Genomic DNA, 11,783 nt, shown 5'->3' on the forward strand with positions numbered 1-11,783 from the left:
CCCCCCGCCCCGCCGCCCGAGCGCGAGCACGCCAGCGCGCTGTCCCTGCTGGCCATGCTCCAGCGCGAGGGGCGCTTCGTGGACTTCCTCCAGGAGAACGTGGCCGCCTTCTCGGACGCCGAGGTGGGCGCCGCGGCCCGCATCGTCCACGAGGGCTGCCGCAAGGTGGTGAACCAGTACCTCACGCTGCAGCCGGTGCTGCCGCAGTCGGAGGGGGACCGGGTGACGGTGCCCGCCGGCTTCGACGCCCAGCGCACCCGCCTCACCGGCAACGTGGCGGGCCAGCCTCCCCATAACGGGACGTTGCGCCACCACGGCTGGGTGACGACGGAGGTGAAGTTCCCCTCGGTGAGCCCCGCGATGGACCCGCGCGTGCTGGCGCCCGCCGAGGTGGAACTCGCCTGAGCGTGGTGCCGCCGTTCCGCTGAGCGAACAAAAGGGAGCCCTCAAGGAGTTCCAGTCCGATATGGCCCGTTATTCCATCGGCATCGACCTTGGCACCACCCACTCCGCGGTGTCCTACTTCAACCTCGAAGAGGGCAAGCCGCGAGGCCGGGCGCAGTCCATGCTGCCCATCCCCCAGCTGACCGCGCCCGGCACCGTCGAGGCGCGCCCGCTGCTGCCCTCCTTCCTCTACCTGCCCTCCTCCCAGGAGTTCCCCGCCGGCAGCCTCGGGCTGCCCTGGAACCCGGAGACCGGCACCATCCTCGGTGAGTTCGCCCGCACGCACGGCGCCAAGGTGCCCACGCGCCTGGTGTCGTCCGCCAAGAGCTGGCTGTCCCACCCGGGCGTGGACCGGCGCGCGGCGCTGCTGCCCTGGCAGGCCCCGGAGGAGGTGCAGCGCGTCTCCCCGCTGGATGCCTCCGCGCGCTACCTGCGCCACCTGAGGGAGGCGTGGGACCACACCTTCGGCGCCCGCGACGAGGCCGGCAACGCCCTCACCGAGCAGGACGTCATCGTCACCGTCCCCGCCTCCTTCGACGCGGCGGCGCGCGACTTGACGCTCGAGGCCGCCAAGGCCGCGGGCTTCCAGAACATCACCCTCCTGGAGGAGCCCCAGGCCGCGCTCTACGCGTGGCTGGAGGCCATGGGGGAGAACTTCCGCAAGCAGGTGCAGCCCGGCGAGGTCATCCTCGTGGTGGACGTGGGCGGCGGCACCTCCGACTTCTCCGTCATCACCGTGAGGGACCGCGAGGGCGACCTCGAGCTGCTCCGGGTCGCGGTGGGCGACCACATCCTCCTGGGCGGCGACAACATGGACCTCGCCCTGGCGCACACGCTCAACCAGCGCCTGACGGCCGAGGGCAAGAAGCTGGACGCGTGGCAGTTCAACGCCCTCACCTACGGCTGCCGCCACGCGAAGGAGACGCTCTACGGCGACCCGTCCATGGACCGGGCGCCCATCTCCATCCCCGGCCGCGGCTCGTCGCTCATCGGCGGCACGCTGCGCACGGAGCTGACGCGCGAGGAGCTGGACCGCGTCCTCACCAACGGCTTCTTCCCGGTGACGGCCGTGGCCGAGCTGCCGCGCACCGCGCGCCGCACCGGCCTCGCGCAGATGGCCCTGCCCTACGCGCAGGACCCGGCGGTGTCCAAGCACCTGGCGGCCTTCCTCACCCGGCAGGCGCAGGCGCTCGCGGCCAGCCCCGACGCGCCGGTGGACGTCAGCGGCAAGTCCTTCCTCCACCCCACGGCCGTGCTCTTCAACGGTGGCGTCTTCAAGGCCGGCCCGCTGAAGGCGCGCGTCATGGAGGTCATCAACGCGTGGCTGACCGCGGACGGCGGCAAGCCCGCGAAGGAGCTGGAGGGCGCGGACCTGGACCTCGCGGTGGCGCGGGGCGCGGCGTACTACGGCTGGGTGCGCCAGGGCCACGGCCTGCGCATCCGCGGCGGCACCGCGCGCGCCTACTACGTGGGCGTGGAGACGGCGATGCCCGCGGTGCCCGGCATGGAGCCGCCCGTGAAGGCGCTGTGCGTGGCCCCCTTCGGCATGGAGGAAGGCACGCAGGCGGACGTTCCTCCGCAGGAGTTCGGCCTCGTCACCGGCGAGCCCACCAGCTTCCGCTTCTTCTCCTCGTCCGTGCGTCGCGACGACAAGGTCGGGTCGATGCTGGAGGACGTGGACAGCGAGCTGGCCAGCGGCGGCCTGGAGGAGGTGGCGCCGATTGAAACCACCATGCCCGGCCAGCCCTCCGCCTTCGGCGACCTGACGCCCGTCAACCTCCAGGCGGCGGTGACGGAGGTGGGCACGCTGGAGCTGCGCTGCCTGGAGAAGAATGGCCCGGGGCGCTGGAAGCTGGAACTCAACGTCCGCATGAAGGAGTAGAAAGCCGTCCGTCACCCGGAGGCGTATGCGAATCGTCGGAATCGACCTGGGAACCACCCACTGCGCGGTGGCGTCCGTGGACCCCTCGAAGGGCGCGGCCGCCCCCGTGGAGGACTTCCCGATTCCCCAGCTCGTCCGGCAGGGGGAGGTGGCGCCCCGCGCGCTCCTCCCCTCCACCGTCTATGTCCCCGCCGGCCACGAGCTGGCCGCCGAGTCGCTGAAGCTCCCCTGGGGCGATGACGGCGGCCCGTTCGTCGTGGGCGAGCTGGCGCGCTGGCAGGGCGCCCGGGTGCCGGGGCGCCTCGTCGCCAGCGCGAAGAGCTGGCTGTGCCACCCGGGCGTGGACCGCTCCGCCCCCATCCTCCCCTGGGGGGCCCCGGCGGACGTGCAGAAGGTGTCCCCGGTGGACGCCAGCGCCATGCTGCTGACGCACATGGCTCGGGCCTGGGACTTCGCACACCCGGACACGCCGCTGTCCAAGCAGGAGGTGGTGATTACCGTCCCCGCCTCCTTCGACGAGGCGGCGCGCGCCCTCACGGTGAGCGCCGCGCGCAAGGCCGGGCTGGAGAAGTTCACCCTGCTGGAGGAGCCGCAGGCGGCCTTCTACGACTACACCGCGCGCCACCGCTCGGACCTGGCGCAGACGCTCGCCAACGTCCGGCTGGTGCTGGTGGTGGACGTGGGCGGCGGCACCACGGACTTCACGCTGGTGCACGCGGGCATCTCCCCCGAGGGGCCCATGCTCCGGCGCCTCGCGGTGGGTGACCACCTCATGCTGGGCGGCGACAACATGGACGCCGCCCTGGCGCGCCGGGTGGAGGAGAAGCTCTTCAAGGACGGCCGGCGCCTGTCCGCCACGCAGTGGACGCAGGCCATCCAGGCCGCGCGCACCGCGAAGGAGGCGCTGCTGGGCAGGGGGCCGCCGGAGAAGTACGGCGTGTCCCTCGTCGGCGAGGGCAGCCGGCTTCTGGGCGGCACGCTGTCCACGGAGCTCTTGCGCGAGGAGGCGCACGGGCTGGTGCTGGACGGCTTCTTCCCGCTGACGCCTCCCACCGAGCGCCCACGCCGCGCCGCGCGCATGGCGCTCCAGGAGCTGGGCCTGCCGTACGTGCAGGACGCGGCGGTGACGCGGCACCTGGCCGCCTTCCTCGCGCAGCACGCGGCGGCGGGCTTCGCGGCCCTGGGCGAGACGGCCCCCGCCGAGGGCGCCCTGCCCCGCCCCGACGCCATCCTCCTCAACGGCGGCGTCTTCAACTCGCCGCAGATTTCCGAGCGCCTGGTGGAGGCCCTCTCCGCGTGGTGGCCCGGGGCGCCGCGCATCCCCCTGCTGCGCCACGAGTCGCTGGAGCGCGCGGTGGCCCGGGGTGCCGCGTACTACGGGCTCGTGCGGCGCGGGCATGGCCTGCGCATCGGCGGTGGCGCGGCGCGCGCGTACTACGTGGGCCTGCAGCGGCCGGCGGACAGCGCCGAGCAGCCCGCGCTCTGCCTCATCCCCCGCGGCTTCGAGGAGGGACAGAAGGTGGACCTGGGCGAGCGCCCCTTCACGCTCACCCTCGGGCGGCCGGTGCAGTTCCAGCTCTACTCCACGACGAGCGACCGCATCGACAAACCGGGCGACCTGGTGCCGCTGGCGGAGGATTTGAAGCCCCTGCCCCCCATCCACACGCTGCTCAAGGGCGCGTCCGGCAAGGTGGCCGAGGCGCCCGTGCACCTGCAGGCGGCGCTGACGGAGATTGGCACGCTGGAGCTGTACTGCGTCTCCAACGTGGCGGACGAGCGCTGGCGGCTCGAGTTCGAGCTGCGCGGCACGGGCGGCTCGCACGAGCTGACCGTCACCGAGTCCATGCCCGCGCGCTTCGTGGAGGCGAAGGACAACATCGAGCGCGTCTACGGCAACAAGCCGCTGCCCATCGGCCCCAAGGACGTGAAGCAGCTGGTGCGCACGCTGGAGAAGGCGCTGGGCCCGCGCGAGACGTGGCGGGTGCCGGTGCTGCGCGAGATGTGGAGCACCCTCTTCGCGGGCGCCAGCAAGCGGCGACGCACGGCGGACCACGAGCGCGTCTTCTACAGCCTCGCCGGCTTCAGCCTGCGCCCGGGCTTCGGATACCCGCTGGACGGCTGGCGCGCGGAGCAGACCTTCGGCCTCTTCGACGCGCTGGTGCAGCACCACACGGACAAGGCCGTGTGGACGGAGTTCTGGGTCATGTGGCGCCGCATCGCCGGCGGCCTCTCCGAGGCGCAGCAGCAGAAGCTGTACGCGTACCTCCAGCCGCACCTCGCCCGGAAGGTGCCGCCGGACGCGCCGCCCCCGGGCAAGCTCAAGGGCATCCAGCCCGAGGGCCTGGAAGAGATGGTCCGCACCGCGGCCTCCCTGGAGCACCTGTCACCCGGTGACAAGTCCGAGGTGGGCCGGTGGATTGCCGCCCGACTGAAGGCCGAGGCGAAGTCCGGTGGCCCCTGGGCCTGGTCGCTCGGCCGGCTGGGTGCGCGCGTGCCACTGTATGGCAGTAGCCACAAGGTGGTGGACGTGGAGACGGCCGAGGCGTGGCTCACGCTGCTGCTGGAGCTGGACCTGAAGAAGATCGACGGCGCGCCCTTCGCCGCGGCGCAGCTCGCCCGGCTCACCGGTGACCGCACGCGGGACATCGACCCGGCGCTGCGCGAGCGCACGGCCCAGGCGCTCGCCGCCGCCAAGGCGGCCGACACCTGGGTGCGCATGGTGCGCGAAGTCGTGGCGCTCGAGGCGGCCGACGAGGCCCGCGCGCTTGGCGATACGCTGCCCGCGGGCCTGCGGCTGTCCTGAGCGGAAGTCGCCGGACAACGAGCACGGCCCTCGCATTCGGAGGTCCGTGCCTTTCCGCGGTGGCGCCCGGGCTGGCCCGATCGGACACCATGCCCACGGCAATGACGCTCCACGTCACCTGTCGGGGGCACCGTGACGGGACCTCCGACGTCAGCGACGTGGACTCATCGGTCAGATCCCTCCCGTCGGGGCGGCCCTGGAGGGGCCCACCCTCGGGAAGGGGGCTCGGTCCTGGATCAGCGCGTCAGCCCTGCGCGGCGACGGGCGGGGTGACGTTCCCCGCTTCGGCGTCCGTGCCGGCGACGACCTGGAGCACCGGCGCGGCGACCTCGGGGGCCGCCTGCGCGGCCTCCTTGCCGGCCTTGGCCTTCTTGGAGCCCGCGCCCGAACGGCACGTGCGGCACCAGGGCTGATTCCGGATGGCACCGTCCGCCATCTTCCGCAGGCCGAACTGGGCCAGCGGCTTCAGGGTCCGGCACTTGATGCACATCAGCGAAATGAGCACCTCGTGGCCATCCGCATCGTAGACGGCGGACTTGCGCCGCTTGCGCGGCTGACCCTGCCCCGGTTCGCGCGGCTTGGCCTTCTCCTGCGCAGGCGGCGCCATCATCGGGGTCACTTTGTAGAGCATGTCTCTCCCTCCCACTCGCGGGCGTCCGTGCTCGCAGGCCCTGCCAAAGGGCCACCTCGGCTCAGTCGCTCGCGATCGCTAGAGTAAGGACTCTTCCCCCCGTTGAAAACTGATCCAAGGCCGAAAAATCGGGCCCCGGCGCGTTTTCTCCGTAACTACGCCGAGTTGGCCCATTTCGTTCAATCCCAGCGGATCACACCCGGACCGAATTTTCGGCCCCGGCTCCCTCAGCGCGGCGCGCCGGAACACGTCGCGACACCCGTGTAGCGCACGCGGCCCGGCGGCGGCGCGGTGAGGGTGCCGCCCCGGGCCCGCCCGTAGGCGATGAGCGCCTCGCGCAGATCCATGCCCCGCGCGGGCGTCAGGTCCGCGCGCTCGGGAGGCAGCGCCCGCGTCACGGGGCCCAGGCCGTCACCGCCGCGCGCGAGGAAGTCCGGCAGGGCCACCCGGTACGTCTTCCCCGGCTCCAGCGGCCTGCCGCCCGTCAGCGTCGCGTCCTGGAAGCGCTGGAGCCCCGGGCAGCGCGCCAGCGTCACCTCCAGCCCGGAGACGGCGAAGACGGCGCCCCGGTCCGACGCATGGGCCAGCTCCAGCAGGCGCCGCAATTCCGCGCCGGTGAGCTGGAGCACGGCCACCGTGTTGTCGAAGGGCAGCACCTCGTACACCTGTCCGAAGGACAGCGGGCCCGCGGGCAGGTCCGCGCGCACGCCACCGGGGTTCATGATGCCCACGTCCGCGCCGGCCGCCTCGCGCAGCGCGTCCGCGACGAGGTTGCCCAGCGCGCCCTCCTCCGTGTAGCCGCGCGCCAGGGGCGTGGCCGCGGAGACGCCCACCGGACGCCGCTGCGCCTCGTCCGCCAGCGCCAGCGCCGGGGCCAGCACCCGCGCCACCTCCGCGTCCGGAACCACCGGCGCCCCGAGGAAGGTGGCCCGCACCAGCCGCACCCCGTCCCTGTCGCGAAGGCGGCGCCCGTCACACGTGCCCTCTTGCGCGTCCACGCGGGCGCAGAGGGGGATGGTGGCCTGGATGCGGGTGCGCTGGGGCAGCACGCGGCGGCTCGCCGGGTCCACGTACAGCTCCACCACGCCCAGCGAGCGCGACAGGCCCGTCGTCTCGATGACGGGCACGTCGCCGAAGAAGTGCCCCATGGGCTGGTGCGTGTGCCCCGCCACCACCGCGTCCAGCGTGCCCGGTGGCAGCGCGTCCAGCATGGCGAGGATTTCCGCGTCGCCCCGGTCGCAGCTCGACGTGTCGCGCGGGTTCTTCAAGTCCGCGCACCTGCCGCCCGCGTGCGCCACCGCCACCACCACCTCCGCGCCCCGCGCGCGCAGCGAGCGCGCCGCCTCCAGCGCCGTGGGCGCCAGCGGCAGGAAGCGCAGCGAGGCCACGTTGGCGGGGTTGGTGACGTCCGGCGTGGACTCCGTGGTGAGCCCCACGAGCCCCACCTTCACGCCCTTCACCGTCACCAGGTGCGTGCCGTCATTGCCCGTCCACGCCGGGTGCTTGCCGGTGGCCGCCTCGACCATGTTGGCCGACAGCAGCGGGAAGCGCGCCTGGCGGACGCGGGCCTTGAGGGCGCCCAGCGGATCATCCCCGGGGCGGCTGGCCATGGCGCCCGGCCCCACCGGGCCATAGTCGAACTCGTGGTTGCCGATGGCCGCCGCCGTGAAGCCCAGGCGGTTGTACACGTCGATGACGACGGCCCCCTCCGTGAGGTTGGAGGGCAGCGTCCCCTGGAAGAGGTCCCCGGCGTCCACGAGCACCACCCCTTGCGGGTTGTCCTCGCGCAGCCGGGCCACGTACGCCGCCAGGGTGGCCGCGCCGCCCTCCTCCACCACCTGCCCGTCCTTCAGGCGCGTGCGGTGGGGCTCCACCTGTCCATGGAAGTCGTTGATGCCCACCAGCGTCAGGCGCACGGGCTCCGCCGGAGCGGAGCGGGCGGCCACGGGAGGAGCGGTGGGAGCGGTGCCGGCGCAGGCGGCGACGAGGGCCGCCAGCGCGACAAGGACGGAACGCGAGGGATGCATGGGGCGCGCACTTCAGCGCGGGGCGCGCGCCCTTTCAACCCGACGTGCGCTCAGCTCCGCCGGCGCCGGCCCGTGAGCGCCAGGGCGAGCAGCGCGAAGAGCGCGGAGGCGGGCACGGAGGCCGCCGCGCACGAGCACCCGTCGCCCCCATTACTGGACACGGGCGGCTTGCCGGGCGGGCTGACGGGAGGACCGGCGTCGAATGCTCCGGCGTCCGTGCCACCGTCGTTGGTGCCACCGTCCGCCTGGCCCGTACTGCCCCGGAGCGGCGGGTCGAAGGCATCCGCCACCGCTCCCCACGGCATCACCAGGAGGTTCTCCGGGGCGCCCTGGGCGTTGTGCGCGACGAGGATGCCGCCCTGGAAGTCCGTCCCCACCGTCCGCGAGACCACCGCCACGGCCAGCGGGTTCCGGGCCCCGGCGAGGTTCTCATCCGGGTTCTCCACCACGGCGAACGACCCCACGTAGACCTCGGAGCTGCGCTCGAAGACGTTGTACGCGCTGCGCGCCGGGTCCGCGGCGAGGAGGTAGCCCTCGGCGGTGGTGCCCGCGCGGTACAACGCCAGCCGGCCGAGCGTCGACCCGAGCCTGCCGCCATCCCCCTGCCACGCGACCTGCTTTCCCTCGGAGCCCGCGTCGGGCGCGATGCCATAGCGCCACAGCCCCTCGCCGACGAGCATCGCGAACAGCCGGCCGGACTGCTCGTCCACCACCAGCCCGGAGATGGTGGGCGACGTCGTGCCCGTGTCCACGATGCGCACGCGCGTGGCCGACACCGCCCCGCCCTGACCCGACAGCTCGAACTGCTCGATGTAACGAATCCCCGCCTTGAAGAGATGGAAGCGGCCCGAACCGGGGTCGCGGTAGAGGGCCAGCGACTGCTGCCCCCCGAAGGTCGTCGCCGGGTCGAACGTCACCGGCCCGATGCGCTGCACCCGGTCCGCTCCCTGCTCGGCGAGCCGGTAGGCCACCACCCCGCCCTCGAGCGCGGACAGCACCAGCGTCACCGTGTCATTCCCTAGTGGGAAACCGTCATGCACCGCCACCGCGTAGCTGGGCCCGTCCGCCTCCAGGTCCACCCGCGTCCCGTCCAGCCCGAAGGTGGTGAGCCCGGCGTTGAAGTCCCCGTACGCGGTGAGGACCAGCCCGTCGCTCCCGCCGTCCGGCGTCACCCACAGTGCGACGTCCCGGAGCGCCCCCGCGACGGCCGCGGCCTGGGGCTGGGTCTCCCCGGTGGGGAGGACCTCGACGGGCTCGATGGGCTGCGCCGACACGGCCGAGCCTGTCAGGAGCGCCACCAAGGCGAGGAGGGGGGGGTTGCGCATGACCATCTCCTTGGGCTTCGTGGGGGGACCTACCTTGTCACGGCAGGTGTGTCCTTCAAGTACGAAGTCAGCGGGAACGGTTGGCTAGCGGCAACGGCCTCGGGTAGAACCCGCGCGTCCTCCAGCAAACATAGAAAAAGACCATGGCGACCAAGCGCGCACTGATTACGGGAATCACGGGGCAGGACGGCAGCTACCTCGCGGAGCTGCTGCTCTCGAAGGGGTACGAGGTGCACGGCATGGTGCGCCGCTCCTCCGAGGAGAAGTTCGAGCGCATCCAGCACCTGCACGGGAAGATTCAGCTCCACCAGGGTGACCTGCTGGACCAGTTCTCGCTCGCGGCGCTCCTGAACCTGGTCAAGCCGGACGAGGTCTACAACCTGGCGGCGCAGTCCTTCGTGCCGACGTCGTGGAACCAGCCGGTGCTCACGGGTGAGTTCACCGCGCTGGGCGTGACGAAGATGCTGGAGGCCATCCGCCACACCCGCCCGCAGGTGCGCTTCTACCAGGCGTCCTCCAGCGAGATGTTCGGCAAGGTGCTGGCGGTTCCGCAGACGGAGGAGACGCCCTTCTACCCGCGCAGCCCGTACGGCGTGGCCAAGGCGTACGGCCACCACATCACGGTGAACTACCGCGAGTCCTTCGGCCTGTTCGCGGTGAGCGGCATCCTCTTCAACCACGAGTCTCCGCGCCGCGGCCTGGAGTTCGTCACGCGCAAGGTCACCTACAACGTGGCGCGCATCAAGCTGGGCCTCCAGGAGAAGCTGCCCATGGGCAACCTGGACGCCAAGCGCGACTGGGGCTTCGCGGGTGACTACGTGGACGCCATGTGGCGGATGCTCCAGCAGCCGGAGCCGGACGACTACGTGATTGCCACCAACGAGACGCACACGGTGCGCGAGCTGGTGGAGATTGCCTTCGGCCGCGTGGGCCTGGACTGGCAGAAGCACGTGCACATCGACCCGGCCTTCGTGCGCCCCGCCGAGGTGGACCTGCTCATCGGCGACTACGCCAAGGCGAAGAAGAAGCTGGGTTGGGAGCCCACCGTGCGCTTCAAGCAGCTGGTGGAGATGATGGTGGACGCCGACCTGGAGCGTCTCAAGGCGGGGCAGAAGTAGATGCGCATCCTCGTCACGGGAGCGGACGGCTTCGTCGGCCGTCACCTGTGCGCCCTCTTGCGCGCCGCGGGTGACGAGGTGGTGGAGGCCCACGGACCGCGCGGAGAGGGCATCAGCAGCAGCGCGCTGCACTTCGACGTGGCCAACGAGGCCGCGATGAAGGCCGCCATCGCCGAGGCGAAGCCCGAGGGCGTCATCCACCTGGCCGGCTTCAGCTCGGTGGCCAAGAGCCACAACAACCCCTCGCGCGTGTTCGCGGTGAACACGATGGGGGTGGTGCACCTGCTCACGGCCCTGCGCGACACCGCGCCGAAGACGCGCGTGGTGCTGGTGGGCTCGGGCGAGGTGTACGGCCCCGTGCCCGAGGGCACGCGCGCCACCGAGTCCACGCCGGCGATGCCGCTGAGCCCCTACGCGGCGTCGAAGTCCGCGGCGGAGCTGGCGGGCGTGCAGTTCCACCGCAGCTACGGGCTGGAAGTCATGATGGCCCGGCCCTTCAACCACCTGGGCGCCGGGCAGGACCCCACCTTCGTGGTGCCCTCCTTCGCCTCGCAGATTCGCGCCATCGGCCTGGGCACGGTGGACCCGGTGCTGCGCACGGGCAACCTGGACGCGGTGCGCGACTTCTCCCACGTGCGCGACGTGGTGGAGGCGTACCGGCTGCTGCTGTTCAAGGGCGAGCCCGGGCAGGCGTACAACATCTGCAGCGGCGAGGGACGCACCATCCGCAGCCTGCTGGAGGAGATGCTGACGCTGGCCGGCGTGAATGCACGCATCGAGCTGGACCCGGCGCGGCTGCGGCCCTCGGACATCCCGAGCCTCGTCGGCGCGCCGGACAAGCTGCGGGCGCTGGGCTGGACGCCGAAGCTGACGGTGACGGACGCGCTGCGCGACGTGCTCGGCCCCAAGGTGCCGGCCGCCAACAAGAGCTGACTCGCGGGCCGTGCGTGGCTCGGGCCGTCAGGCGGCTCGAGCCACGCGGTGCCCTCGAATCAATGCGAGGGCGCCCACTCCCGCCGGCTCCACTCCCGCCGGCGGGCCTCACCGCCCCAGCGCGTCACCGGCAGGCTCCTCGGCTTGCGGCGGCCGAGCCCGCGTGACTCGGACGCGCGCGAGGAGAGGATGAAGCCGAGCCCCGCCACCGCGAGCCCCAGGGGCAGGTACTTCTTCGCGTGGTACTCCCACGAGTCCACGCGGTCCCCGAGCAGCTTCAGCAGCCAGTGGCTGGGGTCGTGGTCGGGCATGGAGTACGCGTACTTGCGGATGGCGCCGGACAGCCCGCGCAGCGGCACGGCGGTGCCGAAGACGGGAGGCATCGTCTTGTTGGTGCGCCCGTGCATGGGCGCCGCCGGCATGCCCCGCTGCGGCTCCGGCGGGAAGCGCGTGTTGGCCATGGGCCGCGGCTCGCGGTGGCCGGGGACGCCCGGCCTGCGGGCGGGGTCCAGGTCCACGCCCCAATACGAGGGCCGCCGCACGGGCTCCATGGACTGGTAGCCGGAGCGCCGCAGAATCGTCTCAGGAGTGGTCACTTCTGGTTCGCGATTCATGAGGGT

At 72.4% G+C, this 11,783-nt stretch carries 9 protein-coding genes; 5 read left to right on the forward strand and 4 right to left on the reverse strand.

Annotation, left to right across the window (positions count from 1 at the left end; all coding sequences use genetic code 11):
- From HG543_RS02360 to HG543_RS02370, 3 genes are all read left to right on the forward strand, one after another.
- Positions 1-405 (forward strand): DUF2760 domain-containing protein (locus HG543_RS02360; protein ID WP_169342994.1); only part of this gene is annotated, 405 nt, incomplete at its 5' end.
- 61 nt (positions 406-466) lie between these two features.
- Entirely contained in the window at positions 467-2,326 is a 1,860-nt protein-coding gene (locus tag HG543_RS02365; protein ID WP_169342995.1) for an Hsp70 family protein, read from the forward strand.
- Between the two features lie 25 nt (positions 2,327-2,351).
- Complete coding sequence (locus tag HG543_RS02370; protein WP_169342996.1) at positions 2,352-5,129, forward strand: Hsp70 family protein; 2,778 nt, start codon at positions 2,352-2,354, stop codon at positions 5,127-5,129.
- 244 nt (positions 5,130-5,373) lie between these two features.
- Here HG543_RS02370 and HG543_RS02375 read toward each other — a convergent pair whose 3' ends face one another.
- The 3 genes from HG543_RS02375 to HG543_RS02385 form a co-directional block, all read right to left on the reverse strand.
- A complete protein-coding gene (locus tag HG543_RS02375) occupies positions 5,374-5,760 on the reverse strand; it encodes a hypothetical protein (protein WP_169342997.1) in 387 nt (128 codons plus the stop codon).
- A gap of 227 nt (positions 5,761-5,987) precedes the next feature.
- Positions 5,988-7,787, reverse strand: coding sequence for a bifunctional metallophosphatase/5'-nucleotidase (locus HG543_RS02380; RefSeq protein WP_169342998.1), 1,800 nt, complete (start codon positions 7,785-7,787; stop codon positions 5,988-5,990).
- A 50-nt stretch (positions 7,788-7,837) separates the two neighbouring features.
- Positions 7,838-9,112 (reverse strand): myxosortase-dependent phytase-like phosphatase, encoded by a 1,275-nt coding sequence (locus HG543_RS02385; RefSeq protein ID WP_169342999.1) that lies wholly within the window; start codon positions 9,110-9,112, stop codon positions 7,838-7,840.
- Between the two features lie 143 nt (positions 9,113-9,255).
- Between HG543_RS02385 and gmd the strand changes: the two genes are divergently transcribed.
- Together gmd and HG543_RS02395 are read left to right on the forward strand one after the other, a co-directional pair.
- A complete protein-coding gene (gmd, locus tag HG543_RS02390; RefSeq protein WP_169343000.1) occupies positions 9,256-10,230 on the forward strand; it encodes a GDP-mannose 4,6-dehydratase in 975 nt (324 codons plus the stop codon).
- Positions 10,231-11,163 carry a GDP-mannose 4,6-dehydratase gene (locus HG543_RS02395; RefSeq protein WP_169343001.1) on the forward strand — a complete coding sequence of 311 codons (933 nt, stop codon included), beginning with the start codon at positions 10,231-10,233 and terminating at the stop codon, positions 11,161-11,163.
- 59 nt (positions 11,164-11,222) lie between these two features.
- Here the strand turns inward: HG543_RS02395 and HG543_RS54375 are convergent, their stop codons facing one another.
- Entirely contained in the window at positions 11,223-11,777 is a 555-nt protein-coding gene (locus tag HG543_RS54375) for a hypothetical protein (protein ID WP_211193678.1), read from the reverse strand.
- Between the last annotated feature and the right edge of the window lie 6 nt (positions 11,778-11,783).

This window comes from Pyxidicoccus fallax (genome assembly GCF_012933655.1).
Taxonomy (GTDB): domain Bacteria; phylum Myxococcota; class Myxococcia; order Myxococcales; family Myxococcaceae; genus Myxococcus; species Myxococcus fallax.

Excerpts from the sequence above, each read along its gene's own strand:
- HG543_RS54375 (WP_211193678.1), bottom strand. The coding sequence starts at position 11,777 with ATGAATCGCGAACCAGAAGTGACCACTCCTGAGACGATTCTGCGGCGC.
- HG543_RS02395 (WP_169343001.1), top strand. The coding sequence starts at position 10,231 with ATGCGCATCCTCGTCACGGGAGCGGACGGCTTCGTCGGCCGTCACCTG.
- HG543_RS02375 (WP_169342997.1), bottom strand. The coding sequence starts at position 5,760 with ATGCTCTACAAAGTGACCCCGATGATGGCGCCGCCTGCGCAGGAGAAG.
- HG543_RS02370 (WP_169342996.1), top strand. The coding sequence starts at position 2,352 with ATGCGAATCGTCGGAATCGACCTGGGAACCACCCACTGCGCGGTGGCG.
- HG543_RS02365 (WP_169342995.1), top strand. The coding sequence starts at position 467 with ATGGCCCGTTATTCCATCGGCATCGACCTTGGCACCACCCACTCCGCG.
- HG543_RS02385 (WP_169342999.1), bottom strand. The coding sequence starts at position 9,112 with ATGCGCAACCCCCCCCTCCTCGCCTTGGTGGCGCTCCTGACAGGCTCG.
- gmd (WP_169343000.1), top strand. The coding sequence starts at position 9,256 with ATGGCGACCAAGCGCGCACTGATTACGGGAATCACGGGGCAGGACGGC.
- HG543_RS02380 (WP_169342998.1), bottom strand. The coding sequence starts at position 7,787 with ATGCATCCCTCGCGTTCCGTCCTTGTCGCGCTGGCGGCCCTCGTCGCC.